Genomic DNA, 23,114 nt, shown 5'->3' with positions numbered 1-23,114 from the left:
ATTCAGAAAATCAATTAGTCAATTGCTATTCCCGAATGTATGTTATCTGCAATCTTACTGGCTTTATAAGCATCCTTAAAGTCGTAACCAAATGAAAACATGGGTTTCACACCAAAATGCCTGTGAATTTCAACATATTTATCATTTGCAGCAACAAGCCTTATTATTTAACTCATAAAAAACAGATAGTTACCTCCATATTTTCTCGGTGAAAATGAAGTGATGGCACAAAGGCAGCGTGTTTTAATATCGCATTTAATGCTTGATTTCAAGTATTAAAATCATATTAAATGTGAGCTGATTGCCAAATGATCTGTGATACTTTCTTGTTTGCGTACTATCAAACTAATTTAATTTATAGCAACATACAAGGAAAGATTTTATTTCTTGTTAATATCAAGAATCTTTTTGGCGATGCCACGCAAAATATTGACTTCTTCCGCTTCCAGTTCGGCGCGTGCCAACATGCGCTTTAATCTGGGCATCAGCTTTTTGGGATTATCAGGATCCAGGAAATCGATAGCGACCAAAGCTTGCTCAAGATGCCTGTACATGCCATCGATTTCTTCCGCTGACGCCATCTGCCCCTGAAAACCGATATTGCTGGCAACAGGCACATCCGTATCGAATGCCATGCGGCATTCATAGGCCAGCAGTTGTATGGCCTGTGCCAGGTTCAGGGACGAATACACGGGATTGGCCGGAATATTGATCAACACATGGCAATTCACTACGATCTCATTTGGCAGGCCATAGCGCTCGTTGCCAAATATCAAAGCCATTTGCGCTGGCTGGCGCTGCACCATATCTTCTGCAAAGCGGCGCGGGCTGACCACAGGCGGCGAAAACTCGCGCAGCCTGGCACTGACTGCGGCCACGTACTCACACCCCTGCAAGGCCTCTTCTATCGTGCTGACAATGCGTGCCTGCTCCAGGATGTCTTGCGCACCACTGGCAAAAGCCACCGCTTCAGGGTGCTGCAAGGTATCGTCAAACCGGGGATTGACCAGAACCAGTTCAGAAAACCCCATGTTTTTAACTGCCCGCGCAGCAGCGCCTATATTGCCAGGATGGCTGGTTTCCACCAGGATGAAGCGCAGGCGTTGAAAAAGAGATGTGTCAGTTTTGGGCAAGTTCATTTAAAATAGCGGTATCAAGCGTTAATTTTCCATCGGTTGTGCTGATCATTGCCTGACTGACGACAATTACGCACGCTCTTTATCATTTTTGTGTAGCTTTGCAATTACCTCACTTTTCGGGTGACAGTAATTCGCATGCTGTCATTTTATCGGAAACCTTATGCACCCAATGCTGAATACGGCCATTAAAGCCGCTCGTCGTGGCGCGACGATTATCAATCGCGCATCTTTTGACCTTGATCGTGTCACAGTCACAGAAAAACATTTCAATGATTTCGTGACTGAAGTCGACAAGGCTGCCGAAGCCGCCATCATTGAAGTGTTGACCACTGCATACCCGGATCATGCCGTATTGGCCGAGGAATCAGGTGCTTCCGCTAATCTGCACGACGAAAATGACAATGTCTGGATCATCGACCCACTCGATGGCACCACCAACTTCATTCACGGCTTCCCTCAATATTGCGTTTCCATCGCCCTGCAACAGCGTGGCGTGATCACGCAATCTGTCGTGTATGACCCAACCCGCAATGAAATGTTTACTGCCAGCAAAGGCGCTGGTGCTTTCCTGAACGACAAACGCATACGCGTTACACGGTGCGACAAACTGGCCGACGCACTGATCGGTACCGGCTTTCCTTCCCGTGACTTGTCTGGTCTGGACGAATATCTGGCCATGTTCAAGGTCATGACCAGCAGATGCCAGGGTCTGAGAAGACCAGGTTCCGCAGCACTTGATCTGGCCTATGTCGCAAGCGGTCGCCTGGATGGTTTTTTTGAAAAAGGCCTGGCCCCCTGGGATATCGCCGCAGGTGCATTGCTGATTACTGAAGCTGGCGGCATCGTCGGCAACTTCTCTGGCGATTCCGATTACCTGCACAAAGGTGATGTACTGGCCGGTACACCCAAGGTATTTGCACAAATGGTCAATGCAATGCAACCGTTTTCAGCGATCAAGTAATTTCTCACGCTCCGAAAAATTGGAGCGCCCCACTGCCCCACATGCCGGACTGATGGATATCGGTCCGGCCACTTAGAAACACAGTCAAACCACATGGCATCATTCAACGAACTCGGCTTATCCGAGAACATTGTTCGCGCAGTCACCGAACAAGGCTATACCTCGCCAACCCCGATTCAGCAACAGGCTATTCCGGCTGTCATCAAGGGTGGTGATCTGCTGGCCGGCGCGCAAACCGGCACCGGCAAAACCGCAGGTTTCACCCTGCCGATATTGCAGCGTCTTTCCACTTCACCCAATGCACCCAAGGACAAAACCAGCAGGCGCCCTATCCGCGCCCTGGTGCTGACACCGACGCGTGAACTGGCTGCCCAGGTAGAAGAAAGCGTCAACACCTATGGCAAATATGTACCGCTGAATTCTGGCGTCATTTTTGGCGGCGTCGGCATCAACCCGCAAATCAAATTGCTGAAACAGGGTGTCGATATCCTGGTGGCCACGCCTGGACGCCTGCTGGATCACCATCAGCAAGGCACGATAGACCTGCGCCATATTGAAATCCTGGTACTGGACGAAGCCGACCGCATGCTGGACATGGGCTTTATCCACGACATCAAGAAAGTGCTGGCGATCTTGCCTGCCAAACGTCAGAATCTGCTGTTCTCTGCCACTTTCTCGGATGAGATCAAGACACTGGCCGACCGTCTGCTTGACAACCCGGCCATGATAGAAGTGGCGCGCCGCAATTCCACGGTGGAAGTGATTGCCCAGAAAGTGCATCCGGTTGACCGCGACAAGAAGCACCCTTTGCTGGCCCACCTGATCAAGACCCATCAATGGTCACAAGTTCTGGTATTTACCCGTACCAAGCACGGTGCCAATAAACTGGTGGAACAGTTGATTAAAGATGGCATCGCTGCCATGGCCATACACGGCAACAAGAGCCAGTCTGCACGCACCAAGGCCCTGGCCGAATTCAAGGAAGCCAGCCTGACAGTGCTGGTAGCGACCGACATCGCTGCACGCGGCATCGACATTGACCAACTGCCACACGTAGTCAATTATGACTTGCCCAACGTGCCAGAAGACTATGTACATCGCATAGGCCGTACCGGTCGCGCTGGTGCCACTGGCGAAGCCGTATCCCTGGTGTGCGTGGATGAATTCAAGTTGCTGGCCGACATAGAAAAACTCATCAAGCGCCAGATACCGCAAGAAATCATTGATGGTTTCATCCCTGATCCACACGCCAAAGCCCAGCCCATACAGTTGCGCAGCCAGGATCACAGAGGCGGCAGAGCACAACCATCAGGCCGTGGACAACGTCCACAAGGCAAACCAGCAACACCTGGCGCGGCGCAGTCAAAACCACGCCCAGCCGGCCCCCGCCCGGTAGTCAAGCAATCTGCACCACGCAGGTCGGGCAGTCGCGGTAACGGCTAATACAATCCTGCCAGCCTGCAGCAATAACAAAGCCAGCCTACTTGCGTAGCTGGCTTTTTTCTTGTTTTTTGCGACAATATGCCAGGGTATTTCATGCGCTTACCCTTCGTACACAGGCAATCCCGCAGAGTACCCCCGTAGACCACAGCAATCGTCTATGATAAGGTGCGCACCAAAATTAACGACTGGCCTGGCAAAAAATACGAAAAATAGCAGGCCCGCCGTTGACGCTGCACAAGACCTGGACAGGCCATCGCCGCATCCAAGGCAATAGAAAATACATTAATAAAATCAAGGCTTTATGAGCACAAAAGAAATTCAGCACACACCGATGATGACCCAGTATCTGCGCATCAAGGCAGATTATCCGGACACGCTGGTGTTTTATCGCATGGGTGATTTTTACGAACTGTTTTACGGTGATGCTGAAAAAGTGTCGCGTTTGCTGGGTATTACCCTGACCCAGCGTGGTAGTTCTGGCGGCGAACCGATCAAGATGGCGGGTGTGCCTTTTCACTCGCTGGAACCCTACCTGGCCAAGCTGGTCAAGATTGGCGAATCTGCCGCTATTTGTGAGCAGATAGGCGACCCGGCCACCAGCAAGGGGCCAGTGGAACGCAAGGTGATGCGTGTCATCACGCCCGGCACGCTGACTGATACCGATCTGTTGCCAGAGAAGTCTGACCGTCCTTTGCTGTCGCTGTGCATGCTCCAACAAAGAAAAACCGTCAGCATAGGCCTGGCATGGCTGTCACTGGCGAGCGGTGCCTTGAAGCTGATGGAAGTGTCCACCGATGAAAAATCGCTGCCACAGCGCCTGCAGCAAGAGCTGGAGCGCATCAGCCCAGCTGAAGTCTTGCTGTCTGGCGGCACGCTTTTGCTGGATGAACACTATAGCCAGCTACCGGGCAAATTCTCTGAACTACCCGACTGGCATTTTGATGTCAAACAAGGGCAAAAAGCCTTGCAGGATCAACTCGGCACGGCATCATTGACAGGTTTTGGGGTAGAAAACCTGAATGCCGCCCTGGGTGCCGCCGGAGCCTTGCTGCGCTATGCGGAAAGCACGCAAGGGCGCGGCCTGAAGCATGTAAATACCCTGAATGTCGAGACCGAGCATGAATTCATCGGCCTGGACACCGCCACCCGACGCAATCTGGAATTGACTGAAACCTTGCGCGGGCAAGAATCACCGACGCTGTTTTCTTTGCTGGATCATTGCCGTACCGCGATGGGCTCGCGCCTGTTGCGCCACTGGCTGCATCATGCGCGCCGTGACCAGTCAGTGGCAAGGGCCCGCCATGACGCCATCAAGGCGCTGATACAGGCAGATTCTACCGATGGTCTGGCAACCACCCTGAAATCGATTCCGGATATTGAGCGTATCACCACCCGCATTGCCCTGCAGTCGGCGCGCCCGCGTGATTTGTCTGCGCTGCGCGACGGTATGCAACATTTGCCTGGCCTGCGCAACTACGTCAGCCTGTGCATCGCCGATAACCAGACCGGCCTGCTGACCAAAGTGCTGGCTGACCTGGATACACCAACAGAATGCCTGGATTTGCTGGAGCGCGGCCTGATGCTGCAACCGGCCACCATGGTGCGTGATGGTGGCGTGATTGCCACCGGCTTTGATGCCGAGCTGGATGAATTGCGGGCATTGTCCGAAAATGCCGGGCAATTTCTGATCGAACTCGAAGCATCGGAACGTGAACGGACCGGCATTGCCAATCTGCGTGTCGAATACAACCGCGTCCACGGATTTTATATTGAAGTAACCAATGGACAGAGCGATAAAGTCCCCGACAACTACCGCCGGCGCCAGACCCTGAAAAATGCCGAGCGTTACATCACGCCAGAATTGAAAGCATTTGAAGACAAGGCCCTGTCAGCCCAGGAACGGGCGCTGGTGCGGGAGAAGATGCTGTACGAACGCTTGCTGCAAGACTTGTTGCCGCAAGTTCCTGCCTTGCAAAAAATTGCAAATGCAATTGCCCAGCTAGATACCCTGGTCAGTCTGGCCGAACATGCGACCAAGAATAACTGGTGTGCCCCACAACTGCTTGGCGAGCCGGTATTGCATATTGCCCAGGGCCGTCACCCTGTGGTGGAAAACCAGATCGAACGCTTTATCGCCAATGATTGCGATTTTTCTGCCGAGCGCAAATTATTACTGATCACCGGCCCCAACATGGGTGGTAAATCGACCTTCATGCGCCAGGTAGCCTTGATTACCCTGCTGGCCTACGTCGGTAGCTATGTACCGGCCACAGAAGCCAGCATAGGCCCCATAGACCGCATCTTTACCCGTATCGGTGCGGCAGATGATCTGGCCGGCGGACGTTCTACCTTCATGGTGGAAATGACAGAATCTGCAGCAATATTGAATGGTGCCAGCGAACATTCCCTGGTCTTGATGGATGAGGTAGGCCGTGGCACCTCCACTTTCGATGGACTGGCGCTGGCCTGGGCCATTGCCAAACACCTTATCCAGGTATCCCAAAGCTATACCCTGTTTGCCACGCATTATTTTGAACTGACGCAATTGCCCGAGGTGCATCCATCAGCCGAAAACGTGCATTTGTCAGCGGTGGAGCATAAGGAAAATATCGTTTTCTTGCATGCGGTGCAGGCCGGGCCAGCTTCGCAAAGCTATGGCTTGCAGGTGGCGCAGTTGGCGGGCATACCGCAAGCCGTCATCAGATCGGCACGCAAACACCTGGCTGACCTGGAAGCACAGTCACTGCAATCGACCTCGCAGTTTGATTTGTTTTCATCAGCGGTGGCAGCACCGAAACCCGAGCCCGATCCCGTCGATAACACTCCTGCCAATACCGAATTGCTGGAAACCCTGGATTCCATGGAACCAGATAGCATGACGCCCAGGGAAGCTCTGGCAGCGCTGTATGAATTGAAGGGCCTGCTAGGTAAAAACTGATATCCGGTTGTATCCAGCTGCATCCAGTTATGTCCAACTGAATGCAAAATTGAAAATGCCGTTGTATTCAACGGCATTTTCATTTAACACTAGTGCAACTGGTGGCTGCGATATTCGCCGTCCGCGCCATCGTCGTCTTCATCATCGTCATGATGATGGCCATGGGCACCATGTACATGGCCATGAGCGATTTCTTCTTCCGACGCTTCGCGCACATCGTCGACGGTCAGGCTGAAACGCAAGGCAATGCCAGCCAGAGGGTGATTACCATCGAGCACCACTTTATCTTCAGCGATATCGGTGATGGTAAAAATATGGGCGTCGTCATCTTCAGAATCTGAAGACTCTCCGGATTCTTCTGGCATACCTTCGAACTGCATACCAACTTCAAGTGGAGAAGGGAAACGCTCGCGCGGCTCAACCTTGACCAAGGCGGCATCATAATCACCAAAGGCATCTTCAGGATTGAGCTGTATCGTGGCACTAAAGCCTTTTTCCTTGCCTTCCAGGGCTTCTTCTATCTTGGGAAAGACCTGATCGTACCCGCCATGCAAGTACACCATAGGCTCTTGCCCGTCTTCAATCAGATTGTCTTGTGCGTCTTTCAAGGTGTAGCGCGCGGTAACAACTGAATTTTTGCCTATCTTCATAGCAATTCCTTAAAAATTTATCTGCTTCCGGATTATACCCGTCTAGTCGAGTGCTTTGCCTCGGCCTATAATGCGGGCATGAAAAAAATCACCTCATCCCTCCCCTTGCTTGGCGGCATCTCAGCCGAAGAGTTTCTCAGTGAATACTGGCACAAGAAACCTTTGCTGATCCGTCAGGCCATTTCCGGCTTTCAGCCTTTGCTGGCCAAGACCGATTTGTTTGACATGGCAGGTCGCGACGACGTTGAATCCCGCCTGATCAGCTTTTTTGGCAAACATTGGGAAATGCAGTCCGGCCCACATCAGCACATACCAGTCAAGGAAAAGAAAGACTGGACTCTGCTGCTACAAGGCGTCAACCTGCACAATGATGCGGCAGACGCCCTGCTGAGGCAATTCCGCTTTATTCCCGATAGCAGGCTGGATGACCTGATGATCAGCTATGCGGTGGATGGCGGCGGCGTCGGACCGCATTTCGATTCTTATGACGTCTTCCTGCTGCAGGCATATGGTCAACGAAAATGGCGCATCGGCGCACAAAAGGATTTAACTCTGATAGAAGGCATGCCTTTGAAAATTTTGCGCAACTTCAAGGCTGAGCAAGAGTTTGTGCTGGAACCCGGCGATATGCTGTACCTGCCGCCCAACTATGCGCATGATGGCGTGGCAGTCGGCGAATGCATGACTTACTCCATCGGTTTCCGTGCTCCGTCTTACCAGGAACTGGGCGAATCTTTCTTGCATTTCATGTCTGAATCCATAGACTTGCCAGGACGCTATGCCGACCCTGACTTGAAATCCAGCGCCAAACCGGCTGAAATCAGTACAGAAATGCTGAACGATATCTCGGCCGAAATCGCCAAGATACGCTTCACTGATGATGACATCCTGATCTTCCTGGGTGAACACCTGACCGAGCCCAAGCCCAGCGTCTTCTTTAACGGACCAGAGAAACCATTGCCGCCCAAGCGCTTCCAGCAATCTGCCATCAAGAATGGCTTGAAGCTGTCGCGCAAATCCCAGATGTTATACAAAGGCAAACATGTCTTCATCAACGGCGAATCCTTTGCTGTTGGCAGGGAAGACAAGATGTGCCTGACGCAGCTGGCGAACCAAAGGGAACTCGATGGTAGCGATATCACAAATATCTCCGCCGACGTGCTGGAAGCATTTTGCTTATGGTACGAAGATGGCTGGCTAGAAATCCGTTAATTGCCGAAAAACAACGAAAATACATGTCGCAGCGCAGCATTCAAATTAAAATTTGAAAAAAAATTTTCGTCTTTTGAAGGCTTATTTTCAAGTAAAAGTTGGAAACCACGACTAAAATTGCCCTCTAACCTATAAATAATGACAGATTTGAGTGCAAAAATGCATCTATGCCTATTCCAACAATGGAAATATCATTATAATTCCGGGTTAGGAAACTTTCGTAGGGGCCGAATGTCGTTTTGGCGAGAAGCTCGCGAATTAACCTATAGAGCGATAATTACCGGTAATTATTCATCGCAACGTTTTGATCTTCTTTTTTGATCTATTTATTGAAAGTACAAACATGAAAAAATCACTCTTGCTCGTTTCCCTGTTGGCAATCGCTTTGGCTGCTTGCGGCAAAAAAGAAGAGGCAGCATCTGCTTCTGCAGCAGCTTCCGTAACAGCGCCAGCTCCAGCATCTGCTCCAGCAGAAGCCCCAGCAGCAGCTCCAGCTCCAGCAGCAGCATCTGATGCAGCAGCAGCTTCTGGCGCAGCGCCAGCAGCTTCCGCAGCAGCATCTGCTCCAGCAGCAGCTTCCGCATCTGCATCCAAGTAATTTTTAATTACTTAAGAAAAACCGGCCCTTGGGTCGGTTTTTTTTCGTCTTTTACAAACCTGTCGGTCGCATTTTCTGGTGGCACGCATGCTGATATCAGCAGCATGCCATAGCAAAGGAAACGCAGCGCTGGAAAAAAGTGAAAGAAGTGAAAGATACAAAAAAAGCCACGACAAGTCGTGGCTTTTTTTAAATGGATTACTTATTTCTTCAATACCAACTCGCCAGGCAGGCTATGCAGATAGGCCGCAATGTTTTGAATGTCATCATTCGACAATTCTTTTGCCTTCGGGCCCATGGTCGCATTGCTACGGCCATTGGCACTCGCCACATCGCCACCACGCTTGTAAGATTTCAGGGCTTGCGCCAGGTAATCAACATGCTGCCCAGCCAGTTTTGGATAAGATGGATCTTTCGGGTTACTGAAATTGACGCCGTGGCAAGAAGCACAGTCGAATTTTATAACCGCAGCTTTGCCGGCTTCAATATTGCCACCTGCCAGTGCTGCGAAAGATGCCATAGACAACAGCGTTGCCAACACAATAGATTTCTTCATGGTTCGCTCCTGTTTTTATTTTTGTTGGGAATAGTAAGCTGCCAGATCAGCGATGTCCTGTTCGGACAGGCTGCCAGCAATACCACGCATGCTAGGATGCTTGCGATCACCTTTTTGATAGGCTTTCAAGGCATTTTCAATGTACTTGGCGGATTGGCCACCGATCATGGGCACTTGATACACTTCCGGGAAGGTAGCCTTGTAACCTGGAATGCCGTGGCAACCTATACACATAGCGATTTTTTTGTCGGCAGCATCTTTAGCATTGCCAACCGGATCTGCTGCCGCAGCAGCTTGAGCGAGACTCGCCATGGCGAGGAGTGCAAACAATTTTTTCATAGTAGCGATTATTAATTTAGCTGGCAGATCAATAAATACAGTGTTTTGATATAACTCAGCATTTTAGCCGATTACGACCAGATTTGCGCAAAAAACCTGCCCTCTATTATCTGTTGAAAGATGAAAATGCTGCATTTATGCAATCCGGCATGGCGTTTTTCATGCGCGCTCCAGACTTTCATCGCGATTGCTTTCGCAAAAAAAGAACAGGCGTTCACAAGAGGGCAAATTCTGGCTTATACTCTTCAAACAGTTTTATGACGCAATGCATGTTATTCGTGCGTGGCCACCTGTGTGGTTTTGCGTAAATCCTAAATATAAATTCCGGGTACAAACCATGACGCAAGTCCCTAATAATTTACGCTTTGACGGTGCCGATAATTATGTCGCCACCGATGACCTGAAACTGGCCGTGAATGCAGCCCTGAGTCTGCAGCGCCCGCTATTGATCAAGGGCGAACCCGGCACCGGCAAAACCATGCTGGCCGAAGAAGTGGCCGCCGCCCTCAACATGCCGCTGATGCAATGGCATATCAAATCCACGACCAAGGCCCAGCAAGGTCTGTACGAATATGATGCCGTCTCGCGCCTGCGCGATTCACAACTCGGCGATGAAAGAGTCAAGGACATCCACAATTACATCATCAAGGGTGTACTGTGGCAGGCCTTTACAGCCGACGAGCCGGTGGTATTGCTGATTGATGAAATCGACAAGGCCGATATCGAATTCCCGAATGACCTGTTGCGCGAGCTCGATCGCATGGAATTTTATGTCTATGAAACGCGTGAAATGGTCAGGGCCAAACATCGCCCACTGGTCATCATCACGTCGAATAATGAAAAAGAATTGCCAGATGCCTTCCTGCGTCGCTGCTTCTTCCACTACATCAAGTTTCCTGACAAGGAAACCATGCAGAAAATCGTCGACGTGCATTTCCCGAAACTGAAATCGGATTTGCTGGCACAAGCCCTGCAGACTTTTTATGAAATCCGTGATGTGGCCGGCTTAAAGAAAAAACCATCCACTTCAGAATTCATAGACTGGCTGAAGCTCTTGCTGGCTGAAGACATTCCATTGGAAGCCATGCGCAGCAAGGATAATAAAGCCATTGTCCCACCGCTGCACGGTGCCCTGCTGAAAAATGAACAGGACGTGCATCTGTTTGAACGCCTGGTCTTCATGTCACGCACCAATCGCTAAACAACGTGCTGATCTAATCAACACTCCCAGCATTATCGAATAAAAAAATGGCACTGCCATATCTTTGGATATGCAGTGCCTTTTTAATATTACCGGTATTTATACCAATGCTTCGTCTGTGCGATTGCTGTCAGTATCCTGTCATTATATTTTGATGCTTCATCTTGCTCAGAACAATCTCAGAATAGTTATTGCGTCTGCTTCAACTGTTCCAGGATGGCCGGATTTTCCAGCGTAGAGATATCCTGGGTAATTTCCTCGCCCTTTGCCAGCACACGCAACAAGCGACGCATGATTTTACCTGACCGTGTTTTCGGCAGGTTATCACCAAAACGGATTTCCTTGGGTTTGGCAATTGGTCCAATTTCTTTCGCCACCCAGTTGCGCAATTCTGTTGCTATCTGTTTCGCTTCTTCGCCGGTAGGACGTGAACGTTTCAGAACCACGAAAGCACAAATAGCCTCACCGGTGGTTTCATCTGGTTTACCGACCACGGCAGCTTCGGCAACCAGCGGATTGGCGACCAGTGCCGATTCAATTTCCATGGTCCCCATGCGGTGTCCGGAAACATTGAGCACATCATCAATACGGCCGGTAATGGTGAAGTAGCCGGTATCCTTATTGCGGATGGCACCATCGCCCGCCAGATAGACCTTGCCACCGAATTCTTCCGGAAAATAACTCTTCTTGAAACGCTCAGGATCACCCCAGATGGTACGTATCATCGATGGCCACGGACGTTTCACCACCAAAATACCGCCCTGCCCGTTTGGTAAATCATGGCCTGTCTCATCCACAATCGCGGCCATAATGCCAGGCAAAGGCAAGGTACAGGAACCTGGCACCAGCGGCGTCGCACCTGGCAATGGGCTCATCATGTGGCCACCGGTTTCGGTCTGCCAGAAAGTATCAACGACCGGGCAATTGCCACGGCCGATATGGTTGTAATACCACATCCAGGCTTCGGGATTGATAGGCTCACCGACGGAACCCAGCAGGCGCAGTGAAGACAGATCGAACTTGTCCGGATGGATAGCTGCATCGCCATCAGCCGCCTTGATCAGGGAGCGGATAGCCGTTGGTGCGGTATAGAAAATAGTCGCCTTGTGTTTTTCTATCATGCTCCAGAAGCGGCCTGCATTCGGGAAGGTAGGCACACCTTCAAACACAATTTCAGTTGCGCCCGCGGCCAGCGGACCATAGGTAATATAGGTATGGCCAGTGACCCAGCCGATGTCAGCAGTACACCAGAACACGTCTGCTGGCTTGATGTCGAAGGTCCATTTCATGGTCAGAATCGCCCACAGCAGATAACCGCCTGACGAATGCTGCACACCTTTTGGCTTGCCGGTGGAACCGGACGTATACAGGATGAACAAGGGATGTTCGGCGCTGACCCATTCAGGTTCGCAGACTGCAGATTGGGTGGCAACCAGTTCATGCATCCACAAATCACGTCCTGCGGCGACCTTGATGTTACCGCCAGTGCGTTTGTAAATAATGACATTCTTTACTTTTTCACAATCGCCAAGTGCCAGTGCCTCGTCCACAATGGTTTTGAGTGGCAGATGTTTACCGCCACGCACTTGTTCGTCCGCCGTGATGACTGCCACTGCACCCACGTCCACAATACGTTCTTGCAGCGACTTGGCAGAAAAACCACCAAACACCACCGAATGCGTCGCACCTATGCGGGCACAGGCCTGCATGGCAACAACACCTTCTACCGACATCGGCATGTAGATAACGACGCGGTCACCCTTGACTATGCCCAATGATTTCAGCCCATTGGCAAACTGACAGACTTTTTGATGCAGCTCCTGGTAAGTGACTTTGGTGACATCGCCACCATCCGCTTCAAATATCAGTGCGACCTTGTCAGCATTGCCATTTTGCAGATTCACATCGAGGCAATTGTAGGAAACATTCAGCAAGCCATCTTCAAACCATTTGTACATCGGCGCATTTGATTCGTCGAGTGTGGTTTGGAAAGGTTTGTGCCAGTGCAGATTTTCACGCGCCAGGCGGGCCCAGAAGCCTTCATAGTCCTGTTCGGCTTCCTGGCACAATGCATTGTAAGCATCCATGCCCGAGATAGCGGCGTTGGCGGCAAAAGCGGCAGGTGGATAGAAAATGCGGGATTCGGCTTTGCCTTCGTGTTGAGCAGCATTTTGAGCAGCATTAAGGTCAGACATTTGTATCTCCAACTTGTTATAGTTTGATTGAAATCATCACTACCATTGAGCCAGCACAAAATTCTTATCGATCGATAAGTCATTTCACGCACTCCGGCGAGCCTTCATGACCCATTCTGCATTCAGTATAGGCGTCAGATCAGCACAGCTGCCATGCACAAAGTAGTTTTTACACACGCCAACCTTAAACTTGGAGACTTACTCAGGCCTTACGGTTGCTTTTATGGAAAATAATACCACAAAGATACCATTCAATTGCCACTACATCCTGAACATTTCAGCCTTACCACACGAGCCCTGCCGGGCCATGTAAAATATCGCTTTGCCTTACATCACGCGTTCCCCTGTTGCCCATCAAGCAGATTGTAAACATGTCAAAACCAGAATCTCCAGTAAAACTTTCCCCTCTTGCCAGCTTGATTTTTTTCAGCCGCTGGCTGCAACTTCCTCTGTATCTGGGTTTGATACTCGCACAATGCGTGTACGTCTTTCATTTCTGGGTTGAACTGGTCGATTTGATCGGTGCCGCCATGGGCAATGAAGCAGCCCTGAAACATATCGTCGATGCCGTTGCTACCGGCAGCGTCAAACCGACCAAGCTGACTGAAACTACCATCATGCTGGTGGTACTGGGCCTGATTGACGTGGTCATGATTTCCAACCTGCTGATCATGGTCATTATTGGTGGCTATGAAACCTTTGTATCCCGCCTGGGGTTGGATGGCCACCCTGACCAGCCAGAATGGCTGTCGCACGTCAACGCATCCGTGCTGAAAGTCAAACTGGCGATGGCGATCATCGGCATCTCGTCTATCCATTTGTTGAAGACCTTCATCAATGCAGGCAATTATGAGCCGCATGTCGTGTTGGCACAGACCGGCATACATCTGGTGTTTTTGTTATCTGCGCTGGCCATTGCACATTGCGACCGGATCATGACCCAAACTGCGCAAGCAGCCAGTAAGCATTAAAGTACAGAATATTGCGCGCCTCCATACTTAGAGATATACCGTTTTCCTTCACCTAGCCAAGAGCCATATCATGACAGTCATCAAGCAAGACGATCTGATCGAATCCGTAGCCGCTGCGCTGCAGTACATCAGTTATTATCATCCAGCCGACTATATCGCCCATCTGGCGCGCGCCTATGAGGCAGAACAAAGCCCGGCCGCCAAGGATGCCATTGCGCAGATTCTGACCAATTCGCGCATGTGCGCCGAAGGCCGTCGCCCGATCTGCCAGGACACCGGCATCGTCAATGTGTTTCTGAAAATCGGCATGAGCGTGCGTTTTGAAGGCTTCAGCGGCTCCATTATCGATGCCGTGAATGAAGGCGTACGTCGTGGCTACAATGATCCGGACAACAAGCTGCGCGCCTCCATCGTCGCCGACCCGCACTTCGAACGTAAAAATACCAAGGACAACACACCGGCTGTCGTGCACATGGAACTGGTACCTGGCGATACGGTGGATGTCAAAGTCGCAGCCAAAGGCGGTGGTTCTGAGAATAAAACCAAGTTCGTCATGCTGAACCCGTCTGATTCCCTGATTGACTGGGTCATGAAAACCGTACCTACCATGGGCGCGGGCTGGTGTCCTCCTGGCATGCTGGGCATAGGCATAGGCGGCACCGCCGAGAAAGCCATGCTGATGGCGAAAGAATCCCTGATGGATGACATCGACATGTATGAACTCAAGCAACGCGGCCCGCAAAACAAGACCGAAGAATTGCGTATTGAACTGTGCGACAAAATCAACGCGCTTGGCATCGGTGCACAAGGCCTGGGCGGCTTGACTACTGTACTCGATGTCAAGATCAACATGTACCCTACCCATGCCGCATCGAAACCCGTTGCCATGATCCCGAACTGCGCGGCGACCCGCCATGCGCATTTCGTACTCGACGGTTCTGGTCCCAGCTATATCGAACCACCAAAACTGTCTGACTGGCCAGATGTAAGCTGGGCACCTGATACAGAAAAATCCAAACGCGTAGACCTGAATACCCTGACCAAGGAAGAAGTCGCGTCCTGGAAACCAGGCCAGACCCTGCTGTTGAACGGCAAAATGCTGACCGGCCGCGATGCCGCTCACAAGCGTATTCAAGACATGCTGGCCAAAGGTGAGCAGTTACCTGTCGATTTCACCAACCGCGTGATTTACTACGTCGGCCCGGTTGACCCTGTACGTGATGAAGCAGTTGGTCCGGCTGGCCCGACGACAGCTACCCGCATGGATAAATTCACCGATATGATGCTGGAAGAAACCGGTCTGATTTCCATGATAGGTAAGGCAGAACGCGGCCCGGTCGCCATCGAATCCATACGCAAACACCAGTCTGCCTACTTGATGGCAGTCGGTGGTGCCGCTTACCTGGTATCGAAAGCAATCAAATCAGCTACCGTAGTTGGTTTCGCTGATCTGGGCATGGAAGCCATTTACGAATTTGATGTCGTCGACATGCCAGTCACGGTTGCTGTTGATTCCACAGGTACATCTGTCCACAATACCGGCCCTAGAGAATGGCAGGCTAAAATCGGCATTATCCCGGTCAGTGCCTGAGTACGTACCTGACATGAACACCCCTGCATGACACACGAAACCTCTGCGCCTATAGGGGTGTTTGATTCCGGAATTGGTGGCCTGTCAGTTTTACGGCACATACAACAGACATTGCCGAATGAATCTCTGTTGTATGTGGCCGATTCCGGTTTTGCGCCCTATGGCGATAAATCTGCGGTGCTGATACTCGAACGCAGTATCGCGGTGACAGAATTTTTGCTCAGCCAACAGATCAAGGCCCTGGTGATCGCCTGCAACACGGCGACGGCTGCTGCCATTGCCCATTTGCGTCTGCATTATCCCGAACTGATTATCGTCGGCATGGAGCCCGGTCTGAAACCTGCAGCCTTGCTCAGCCAGACCAAAACCGTCGGCGTCCTGGCGACACGCTCCACCCTGCAAAGCGATAAATACCAGCGCCTGCGCACGCAGTTAAGTGTAGAAACCGGGGTTGAATTTATTTCGCAGGCTTGTGTTGGCCTGGTTGATCAGATTGAGAAAGCGGATATCAATTCAGAACAGATACGCATCCTGCTAAAACAATACCTGACACCTTTACTGGATGCCAATGCCGATACCCTAGTGCTGGGTTGTACGCATTACCCCTTGGTTGCCGATCTCATACGTGAACTTATACCCGAACTTATACCTAAACTTATGACCCAGCATGTCGCTGGCAGCACAGCAGTGCAACTGGTGGATACCGGCCAGGCGGTCGCCCTGCACTTGCAACGCCTGTTAGTACAGCGTGGGCTGGACATGAACACTGATGTAAAACCTGCTTTTACAGCCTACGCTAGTGGCAATATTGAACGCTTACAGCAGGCCTGTGCAAAATGGCTGAACATCGCGCCCAAGGATGTCCGCATGGCAGCGCTAAATACCTGATCTTCAGCACTTGCACCCTGGATCACAAAAACTTACTGCCTCATCACCGGTGCCGGCAACACCAGATTCGTTGCCTTGGAAATGGCGCTCCACAGCACACCAACAACCGCATTCCAGACCTTTTCTATGGTCACCATCAGCAAGCCGCGCAAGGTTTTTGCAAAACTCAGGGCCATGTCTTCTAAACCGTCCAGGAAAAACTGCTGGGTTTCCGGGGTAATCTGCTTGGTTAATATGCCGGTGCTTACCAGCCCTGCTTGTTGTGCAATGGCTTTTAACTGCTGCTGGGTGAAGCCACGCAAGGCAGTCACGTCGGTTTGTAAAACGCCTGTGGCCGCAGCCTGCATATCGGCGACAAGTTGATCAAGATCAAGTGACATGATGTTCTTCCTTTTGCATATTACTGCAAGTTATCTCTACAAGTTGCGCTGCAAGTTGCGCTGCAAAATCAGCACAACAAATTAGCGCTGCAAGAAATTTTCGTAAGTGATGGCCTGATCCAGATAGATCACGGCCTGGCCTTTGAATGCCAGCACCTCATAGACTGTCACACCTTGCTTGCGGTCGGTATCGCGCATTTTGCCCAGGGTGTCCGAGACTTTCTTGATCGCATAGGCACTGGGTGGCGTGCTGTCATCATCTATCATGCCCGTGCTGCCGCGCTTGTCGAGTGCGCGATTGATGGCATCGGTCACTTTGTTTTTTGGCATGGGGCGGGCACCGGCTTGCAGACTCAGTGCGTCCAGCCGTCCTATGAGTGAATTATATTGATCAGCACGACTGGCGAAGCTGCTTTTATCCGTACCATTTGAAGCACTGGCAAACAGGATCATGGTATCGGTATTGGCGGCAGCCAATCCAGCAACCACAGTTTTATCATAGGCTGGGGCCAGTTGCGTGGCGCAGGCAGCCAGCATCATGCATAGGCCAAGCAGCCATAAACGCGTCAATAACAGGATACTTGTAGTCCGCTTCATGGCTCTCCACATTTCATGCTGTCAAAAACTTTATCTTAACATCATGGAATGCAATTTCAACCAAACTACTTATACTGCCAGGTGGTTTTATTTTAAGGAGAGAAAGAAGCCGCAATACGTTTCGTGGCTGCATCATATTTTTCACGATTGCTGCTGGCATAAGTCCATTGAAACAGACTGCACCATTTTCCATCAGTCATCAATTTCTCGTAAAAAATCTGCTGGCCGTTGTTGCCACCGTTATTGCCACCTTGGATACCAGAGACAACTGCAAAATGTTTGCCCTTGGCATGATAAGTTATTTGCCTGGCATCCTTGGTCTTATTTTTTTCTGCTTTGGCAAGGAACTCTGCAGGCGTGGTGTCCCATTCTTCTATGCAGGCGCGCGCATACACTCTCAGTTCGGCATCCTGTTTTGCTGACAAAAACACCTGGCCATCGCCATTGGCCGCCTCACCCTGCGGCTGCAAATAATCGGGATAATCAATCGCAAACCCGTAGCGCTGATTGACATAGGTTTTGTAGACCGTGTCTGCACTGGCAGAAAAGCTAAGGCAGGCAAACAGGAAAATGAGGGGACGCAGTCGCATTTTCAATTCAGACGGCCCTCATTCCCACACAGAGAACAAGGGCCTGCAAAAGCTTAAGCCAGCACTGCAGCAATGGCACTGGCCGTTGCTTCGACATTGCCAGTGTTCAAGCCGGCAACACACATGCGGCCAGAACGCACCAGGTAGACACCAAATTCTTCCTTCAGGCGATCACATTGTTCTGCCGTCAGACCGGTGTAGCTGAACATGCCACGCTGGGTCAGGAAGTAGCTGAAATCACGGCCTGGCAGTTTGGCGCTCAGTACATCATGCAATTTATGACGCATGAGCTGGATACGGTCGCGCATGGCTACCACTTCAGCTTCCCACATAGGGCGCAGTTCAGGGTCGCTGAGAACTCGCGCCACCAGTTGGCCACCGTGCAAAGGCGGGTTGGAATAATTGCGGCGTATCGTTGCCTTCAACTGTCCCAATACATTCACGGCCTGTGCTGCGTCCGGGCACACCACACTCAGTGCACCACAACGTTCACCATACAAGCTCATGCTCTTGGAGAAAGAGTTGGCGACAAAGAAATTCAAACCTTCATCCGCCAGCAGACGCACGGCGTAGGCATCTTCTTCAATGCCATCACCATAACCCTGGTACGCCAGATCCAGGAAGGCAATCAATTCACGCTCTTTCAGCACAGGCACCAGTTGCTGCCACTGTGCCTTGCTCAAATCAACACCGGTAGGGTTATGACAGCAGGCGTGCAGCAAGACGATGCTTTTTTTCGCTGCACCTTTCAGAGCTTCCAGCATGGCATCAAAACGCAGGCCGCCAGTCGCGGCATCATAGTACGGATAGGTTTTGACCGTCAGGCCACAACCTTCAAATACGGCACGGTGATTATCCCAGGTGGGGTCACTGACCAGCATGCTACTTTCAGGGAAATAGCGTTTGATGAAATCACCACCAACCTTCAGGCCACCACTGGAACCGACCGATTGTATAGTCACCACACGGCCAGCCTTGACCGCCGCATTGTCGGCACCAAACAGCAAATGCTGAACTGCTGTACGGAAATTGGCCGCACCTTCCATAGGCAAATAAGGGCGGGCACCGGCATCGGCCACCACCTTGTGTTCTGCTGCGCGGACGGAAGGCAGCATGGGAATCTTGCCAGCATCATCAAAATAAATACCGATGGACAAATTGATCTTGTTCGAACGAGGATCTTTGCCAAACGCCTCGTTCAGGGACAAGATGGGGTCGCCAGGGTAGGCTTCGACGTGCTGAAACATGATAAAACTCCAGATGGTTGGACATAAAATCAAAGCGGCATTGCTTGCATTTTCACCAAAATAACATGCACTGACAATGTGCGTCATACCGCTATTGTGACACAAGCCACCTTCAGCTTAGGATACAGCTGCCCTCTCACGTCAGTGAAAACTGTATTTTTCTGATTCAAACCGACATAAAAAATGCTGCCACCTATCACAGGTGGCAGCATCAATTACCGCACAGCAATGTGATTAGTGCCCGTGCGAGTGTTCCTCGGCTTCTACTGGCATATCACCACCGTTTTTACCCTCAAAAAAGAAAGGCTTGCGGGTTTTAGGTGTTTTCCCAATTTCATTCATGGTCGCTGATTCGTACAAGCGCCCATTCAACATGACATGGCTGACACGGTCTGACACCCGTATGTCTTTCAACACATCACCATCGACGATCATCAAGTCTGCCAGCTTGCCGGTTTCCAGCGAACCCACATCCTTGTCCAGCCCCAGATAGCGCGCACCGTTGATGGTGCCACTGCGTATCGCTTCCATCGGTGTCATGCCACCTTTGACCAGGGTCCAGAGTTCCCAATGGGCAGCCAATCCTTCACGCTGGCCATGCGCACCCAGATTGACCGGCACACCAGCACGCTGCAATGAGGTTGCCGTTTCTGCGACCCTGAGGACATTGAAATCTTCTTCCGGTGCAGTTTCACGCCTGACGCTGCGCGGTTCCAGTAACGATTTGGGAACATATCTGGTCAGCAAAGGATGTTTCCATACGTCCGTGTGCGCATACCAATAGTGTTCACCATCCAGGCCACCATAGGCAACCCCCAGTGTAGGCGTGTAACCAACCTGGGTTTGTGACCATAATTGCCGGACATCGTCATACACTTTTTCGACGGGCAAAGCATGTTCAACGCCGGTGTGGCCGTCGACCACCATGGTCATGTTGGTCTGGAATAATGAACCACCTTCAGGCACCACCATCATTTGTGTCTGCCGTGCCGCTTCCAGGACTTGCTGGCGTTGCTCGCGTCGTGGCTGGTTATAGCTCTTCACCGAAATTGCCCCGGCTGCCTTCAGGCGCTTCAGGTGCGTCAAGGCATCATCCAGGTTATTCACGATGGCGGCAAAATTACCCTTGGCACCGTACAGTATGGTACCGGTCGAGTAGATGCGTGGCCCCAACACCTGCCCGGCCTTTTGCAATTCACTCTGGGTAAAGATCTCGCCGGTATCGTTGGAAGGATCGTGGATAGTCGTTACCCCAAACGCCAGCGACGCATAGTTGACCCAGCTTTGCTGCGGGATAATGCCACTTTCCCCCATACCGCCATGCCAGTGCACATCAACCAGCCCCGGCAATATGGTTTTACCTTTCGCATCTATCTGAATGGCACCATCGGGCATGGCCACATCACTGGCCTTACCTATGCTGGCTATGCGATTATCCCTGACGACGATGCGGCCATCGTCAATCACTTCATCGCCTTTCATGGTGACTATCCTGGCACCGGAAATCACCGTCAGACCGGTGGGCTTGTCGGCCTGTTGGCGGAAACCTATCTTGACGCCCTGCTCCGCCGGTTTGGGCAATTCAGCCGGTGCGCCGGGTACAAATGCAAAGGCGTCTTTCAGGTCGCGGCTGAATAATTCATCACCCAAAGAAAAATGAATGCGCTTGCTGTCACCCGACCAGTGCAGATACTGCCCGGCATTCACGTCCAGCTGTTTGACTGGCAAGGCATCCATCTTCTGCCCTATGGTAACGGCCTTGCCCGCCAGCGGTAACGGTGTGACATAGGCATGATAACGCTCACCGAATGCCAGCCATTCACCATCTGGCGAAATCGCAAATTCACCGGCAAATTCGCTTTTTGCCACAGGTTGTTCAGGCTTGCCGTCCAGCGGCAGCCGTACCAGCAAAGTGGTCCAGTCAACCTCACCGGTATACTGGGTGCGTGTTACATACACGGCGTCACTATCTTTGCCAAACTGGGGGGCACTGCCCTCGTCCGTCAGCAGGCGTGGCTCGGATTTGCCATCGACGCTTGCCAGAAAGACGCCCGTCTCCATCCCAAACCAGGGTGAGGTCAGGAAACCACCCTTGGCTTTGACATAGGTGACTTGCTTGCCGTCCGGTGAAAAACGCGCCTGTATATATTTGCCTGGCGCCTTGGTGACCACGGTTTCTTTGCCGCTGGCCAGATCCATCACCCTGACTGAACCCAGTTTTTCATCATTCCAGCTACTGAAAACCACTGATTTGCCATCGCGCGAAAAACTGGGGAAGAATTCAAAATGGGTATTTTGCGTCGTCAGACGGTGCGGCGTGCCATTTGGCAAGTCTTTGACATAGATATGCCCCAGTGCCGAATACACGACTTTATCGCCCTGCGGTGCCACATTCACCCAGCGCAACTGATGCACATCAAACTGATCAGGCGCAACCTCATGCGGGAAACGCAGGGCATCACGGACTTCACGCGTGTCTTTCACATGGAAAGGAATTTCCACAGCCTTGTGAGAATTGTTAGAGAACGGATCAAGACGCCAGATCTTGCCCTTGGCCCAGACCACGATTTCCTTGCTGCCGGGCATCCAGGCAAACGCTGGATAAACACCTTGTATGGCCCAGGATTCCTGCATGTCACGTTCCAGTTCCGGCCAGGCTGCGACCTCTTCACCGGTCTGCAAGTTCTTCAGGAATAAGGTGGACTGGTTGCGCACGCGGCGTACAAACGCCAGGTATTTGCCGTCTGGCGAAGGAACCGGACGTACTGCGCCACCGGGGCCGCTGACCAGGACCTTGACCTTGCCATCCTGCATATCGCGACGGAAAATCTGGTAAATCTGCCCGTTGGAATTTTTATTGTATTCAAAGGAAGTGCCAGGTGTAGTGTCTTGCGAATAATAGACATAGCGTCCATCCGGCGAAAATGCCGGCTCACCCAGATCTTTTTGCCAGTTTGGCTTTTCATTCAACTGCACGCCAGTACCACCGCTTTGATGGTACAGCCAGATTTCACCAGACCCCAATGAGCGGGTGCCAGTATAGTGCTTGCGCGCTGCAATATATTGGCCGTTCGGATGCCAGACCGGGTTATTCAAGAGACGAAAGTCTTCCTTGCTGACCGCATGCGCATTGCTGCCATCAACATTCATGACCCAGACATTGTCACCACCACCAGCGTCAGACATGTACGCAATCTGCTTGCCGTCAGGTGAAAAACGCGCCTGCATTTCCCAGGCCATGGAATGGGTCAGCGCCGTCGCTTCGCCGCCAGCAATCGGCAGCGTATACAAATCACCCAGCAGATCAAAGACCAGTTGTTTGCCGTCGGGGCTGACATCCACGCTCATCCAGGTGCCGCTGCGCGTGTCGATATTGACTGTTCTGCTTTCGCCAGGAGGATGATTGACATCCCATTTCTTTTTCTCTGCATCCGGCTTGGCAGTTGGTTCTGCCGCCAATGCCGGCAAACACAGCATGACAGCCCATGCCACCGGCAATAGTCGTGAAACACCCATACACTTCCCCCTCGTTAGTTTTTACCTGGTTTTGATCTGGTTTTTCTTTGGCTCTTATTTGGATCTTATGTGCCTCTTATGTGCCTCTTATTGGCTTTTTTG

At 51.4% G+C, this 23,114-nt stretch carries 19 protein-coding genes; 9 read left to right on the top strand and 10 right to left on the bottom strand.

Annotated elements, in window-relative coordinates:
• Window positions 1-380 precede the first annotated feature (380 nt).
• On the bottom strand, window positions 381-1,139 hold the full coding sequence (locus ACO0LM_RS00200; RefSeq protein WP_423033175.1) for an RNA methyltransferase: 759 nt from the start codon (window positions 1,137-1,139) through the stop codon (window positions 381-383).
• 169 nt (window positions 1,140-1,308) lie between these two features.
• Between ACO0LM_RS00200 and ACO0LM_RS00195 the strand changes: the two genes are divergently transcribed.
• The 3 genes from ACO0LM_RS00195 (at window position 1,309) to mutS (ending at window position 6,481) form a co-directional block, all read left to right on the top strand.
• The gene (locus ACO0LM_RS00195) at window positions 1,309-2,100 is read left to right on the top strand and encodes an inositol monophosphatase family protein (RefSeq protein ID WP_422982526.1); all 792 of its coding nucleotides are present in this window, start codon (window positions 1,309-1,311) and stop codon (window positions 2,098-2,100) included.
• 93 nt (window positions 2,101-2,193) lie between these two features.
• The gene (locus tag ACO0LM_RS00190) at window positions 2,194-3,543 is read left to right on the top strand and encodes a DEAD/DEAH box helicase (protein WP_423033173.1); all 1,350 of its coding nucleotides are present in this window, start codon (window positions 2,194-2,196) and stop codon (window positions 3,541-3,543) included.
• Window positions 3,544-3,844: 301 nt separating this feature from the next.
• On the top strand, window positions 3,845-6,481 hold the full coding sequence (gene mutS, locus ACO0LM_RS00185; protein ID WP_423033171.1) for a DNA mismatch repair protein MutS: 2,637 nt from the start codon (window positions 3,845-3,847) through the stop codon (window positions 6,479-6,481).
• A gap of 89 nt (window positions 6,482-6,570) precedes the next feature.
• Here mutS and ACO0LM_RS00180 read toward each other — a convergent pair whose 3' ends face one another.
• The gene (locus ACO0LM_RS00180; RefSeq protein WP_423033169.1) at window positions 6,571-7,131 is read right to left on the bottom strand and encodes an FKBP-type peptidyl-prolyl cis-trans isomerase; all 561 of its coding nucleotides are present in this window, start codon (window positions 7,129-7,131) and stop codon (window positions 6,571-6,573) included.
• A gap of 78 nt (window positions 7,132-7,209) precedes the next feature.
• Between ACO0LM_RS00180 and ACO0LM_RS00175 the strand changes: the two genes are divergently transcribed.
• Entirely contained in the window at window positions 7,210-8,343 is a 1,134-nt protein-coding gene (locus ACO0LM_RS00175; RefSeq protein WP_423033166.1) for a JmjC domain-containing protein, read from the top strand.
• A 343-nt stretch (window positions 8,344-8,686) separates the two neighbouring features.
• On the top strand, window positions 8,687-8,941 hold the full coding sequence (locus ACO0LM_RS00170; RefSeq protein WP_423033164.1) for a hypothetical protein: 255 nt from the start codon (window positions 8,687-8,689) through the stop codon (window positions 8,939-8,941).
• A 202-nt stretch (window positions 8,942-9,143) separates the two neighbouring features.
• Here ACO0LM_RS00170 and ACO0LM_RS00165 read toward each other — a convergent pair whose 3' ends face one another.
• Together ACO0LM_RS00165 and ACO0LM_RS00160 are read right to left on the bottom strand one after the other, a co-directional pair.
• Complete coding sequence (locus ACO0LM_RS00165) at window positions 9,144-9,497, bottom strand: c-type cytochrome (RefSeq protein ID WP_423033162.1); 354 nt, start codon at window positions 9,495-9,497, stop codon at window positions 9,144-9,146.
• 15 nt (window positions 9,498-9,512) lie between these two features.
• A complete protein-coding gene (locus tag ACO0LM_RS00160; RefSeq protein ID WP_423033160.1) occupies window positions 9,513-9,836 on the bottom strand; it encodes a c-type cytochrome in 324 nt (107 codons plus the stop codon).
• 337 nt (window positions 9,837-10,173) lie between these two features.
• On the opposite strand from ACO0LM_RS00160, the gene ACO0LM_RS00155 reads away from it, so the two are divergent.
• On the top strand, window positions 10,174-11,037 hold the full coding sequence (locus ACO0LM_RS00155; protein ID WP_422982074.1) for an AAA family ATPase: 864 nt from the start codon (window positions 10,174-10,176) through the stop codon (window positions 11,035-11,037).
• A 188-nt stretch (window positions 11,038-11,225) separates the two neighbouring features.
• On the opposite strand, the gene acs is transcribed toward ACO0LM_RS00155, so the two are convergent.
• Window positions 11,226-13,232 carry an acetate--CoA ligase gene (gene acs / locus ACO0LM_RS00150; RefSeq protein WP_423033158.1) on the bottom strand — a complete coding sequence of 669 codons (2,007 nt, stop codon included), beginning with the start codon at window positions 13,230-13,232 and terminating at the stop codon, window positions 11,226-11,228.
• A 371-nt stretch (window positions 13,233-13,603) separates the two neighbouring features.
• Here acs and ACO0LM_RS00145 point away from each other — a divergent pair, with 371 nt between their 5' ends.
• The 3 genes from ACO0LM_RS00145 (at window position 13,604) to murI (ending at window position 16,682) form a co-directional block, all read left to right on the top strand.
• Window positions 13,604-14,203 carry a TIGR00645 family protein gene (locus tag ACO0LM_RS00145; protein ID WP_422982078.1) on the top strand — a complete coding sequence of 200 codons (600 nt, stop codon included), beginning with the start codon at window positions 13,604-13,606 and terminating at the stop codon, window positions 14,201-14,203.
• 70 nt (window positions 14,204-14,273) lie between these two features.
• Entirely contained in the window at window positions 14,274-15,794 is a 1,521-nt protein-coding gene (locus ACO0LM_RS00140) for a fumarate hydratase (protein WP_423033156.1), read from the top strand.
• A gap of 27 nt (window positions 15,795-15,821) precedes the next feature.
• Entirely contained in the window at window positions 15,822-16,682 is an 861-nt protein-coding gene (gene murI / locus ACO0LM_RS00135; RefSeq protein WP_423033154.1) for a glutamate racemase, read from the top strand.
• A gap of 32 nt (window positions 16,683-16,714) precedes the next feature.
• Here murI and ACO0LM_RS00130 read toward each other — a convergent pair whose 3' ends face one another.
• The 5 genes from ACO0LM_RS00130 to ACO0LM_RS00110 form a co-directional block, all read right to left on the bottom strand.
• Window positions 16,715-17,062 (bottom strand): hypothetical protein, encoded by a 348-nt coding sequence (locus ACO0LM_RS00130; RefSeq protein ID WP_422982084.1) that lies wholly within the window; start codon window positions 17,060-17,062, stop codon window positions 16,715-16,717.
• 81 nt (window positions 17,063-17,143) lie between these two features.
• Window positions 17,144-17,659 carry a hypothetical protein gene (locus ACO0LM_RS00125; protein WP_423033152.1) on the bottom strand — a complete coding sequence of 172 codons (516 nt, stop codon included), beginning with the start codon at window positions 17,657-17,659 and terminating at the stop codon, window positions 17,144-17,146.
• Window positions 17,660-17,751: 92 nt separating this feature from the next.
• Complete coding sequence (locus ACO0LM_RS00120; protein WP_423033150.1) at window positions 17,752-18,249, bottom strand: hypothetical protein; 498 nt, start codon at window positions 18,247-18,249, stop codon at window positions 17,752-17,754.
• A 53-nt stretch (window positions 18,250-18,302) separates the two neighbouring features.
• The gene (locus tag ACO0LM_RS00115; protein ID WP_423033148.1) at window positions 18,303-19,496 is read right to left on the bottom strand and encodes an aromatic amino acid transaminase; all 1,194 of its coding nucleotides are present in this window, start codon (window positions 19,494-19,496) and stop codon (window positions 18,303-18,305) included.
• A gap of 234 nt (window positions 19,497-19,730) precedes the next feature.
• Window positions 19,731-23,012, bottom strand: a complete 3,282-nt coding sequence (locus ACO0LM_RS00110; RefSeq protein WP_423033146.1) for an amidohydrolase family protein — start codon at window positions 23,010-23,012, stop codon at window positions 19,731-19,733.
• Between the last annotated feature and the right edge of the window lie 102 nt (window positions 23,013-23,114).

Source organism: Undibacterium sp. Di26W (assembly GCF_049340265.1).
GTDB lineage: Bacteria > Pseudomonadota > Gammaproteobacteria > Burkholderiales > Burkholderiaceae_D > Undibacterium.
This window is presented reverse-complemented; position numbering and strand designations above follow the sequence as displayed.

Excerpts from the sequence above, each read along its gene's own strand:
- acs (WP_423033158.1), bottom strand. The coding sequence starts at position 13,232 with ATGTCTGACCTTAATGCTGCTCAAAATGCTGCTCAACACGAAGGCAAA.
- ACO0LM_RS00200 (WP_423033175.1), bottom strand. The coding sequence starts at position 1,139 with ATGAACTTGCCCAAAACTGACACATCTCTTTTTCAACGCCTGCGCTTC.
- ACO0LM_RS00195 (WP_422982526.1), top strand. The coding sequence starts at position 1,309 with ATGCTGAATACGGCCATTAAAGCCGCTCGTCGTGGCGCGACGATTATC.
- mutS (WP_423033171.1), top strand. The coding sequence starts at position 3,845 with ATGAGCACAAAAGAAATTCAGCACACACCGATGATGACCCAGTATCTG.
- ACO0LM_RS00180 (WP_423033169.1), bottom strand. The coding sequence starts at position 7,131 with ATGAAGATAGGCAAAAATTCAGTTGTTACCGCGCGCTACACCTTGAAA.
- ACO0LM_RS00160 (WP_423033160.1), bottom strand. The coding sequence starts at position 9,836 with ATGAAAAAATTGTTTGCACTCCTCGCCATGGCGAGTCTCGCTCAAGCT.
- ACO0LM_RS00125 (WP_423033152.1), bottom strand. The coding sequence starts at position 17,659 with ATGAAGCGGACTACAAGTATCCTGTTATTGACGCGTTTATGGCTGCTT.
- ACO0LM_RS00165 (WP_423033162.1), bottom strand. The coding sequence starts at position 9,497 with ATGAAGAAATCTATTGTGTTGGCAACGCTGTTGTCTATGGCATCTTTC.
- ACO0LM_RS00110 (WP_423033146.1), bottom strand. The coding sequence starts at position 23,012 with ATGGGTGTTTCACGACTATTGCCGGTGGCATGGGCTGTCATGCTGTGT.
- ACO0LM_RS00140 (WP_423033156.1), top strand. The coding sequence starts at position 14,274 with ATGACAGTCATCAAGCAAGACGATCTGATCGAATCCGTAGCCGCTGCG.
- ACO0LM_RS00170 (WP_423033164.1), top strand. The coding sequence starts at position 8,687 with ATGAAAAAATCACTCTTGCTCGTTTCCCTGTTGGCAATCGCTTTGGCT.
- ACO0LM_RS00115 (WP_423033148.1), bottom strand. The coding sequence starts at position 19,496 with ATGTTTCAGCACGTCGAAGCCTACCCTGGCGACCCCATCTTGTCCCTG.
- ACO0LM_RS00190 (WP_423033173.1), top strand. The coding sequence starts at position 2,194 with ATGGCATCATTCAACGAACTCGGCTTATCCGAGAACATTGTTCGCGCA.
- murI (WP_423033154.1), top strand. The coding sequence starts at position 15,822 with ATGACACACGAAACCTCTGCGCCTATAGGGGTGTTTGATTCCGGAATT.
- ACO0LM_RS00120 (WP_423033150.1), bottom strand. The coding sequence starts at position 18,249 with ATGCGACTGCGTCCCCTCATTTTCCTGTTTGCCTGCCTTAGCTTTTCT.
- ACO0LM_RS00130 (WP_422982084.1), bottom strand. The coding sequence starts at position 17,062 with ATGTCACTTGATCTTGATCAACTTGTCGCCGATATGCAGGCTGCGGCC.
- ACO0LM_RS00145 (WP_422982078.1), top strand. The coding sequence starts at position 13,604 with ATGTCAAAACCAGAATCTCCAGTAAAACTTTCCCCTCTTGCCAGCTTG.
- ACO0LM_RS00175 (WP_423033166.1), top strand. The coding sequence starts at position 7,210 with ATGAAAAAAATCACCTCATCCCTCCCCTTGCTTGGCGGCATCTCAGCC.
- ACO0LM_RS00155 (WP_422982074.1), top strand. The coding sequence starts at position 10,174 with ATGACGCAAGTCCCTAATAATTTACGCTTTGACGGTGCCGATAATTAT.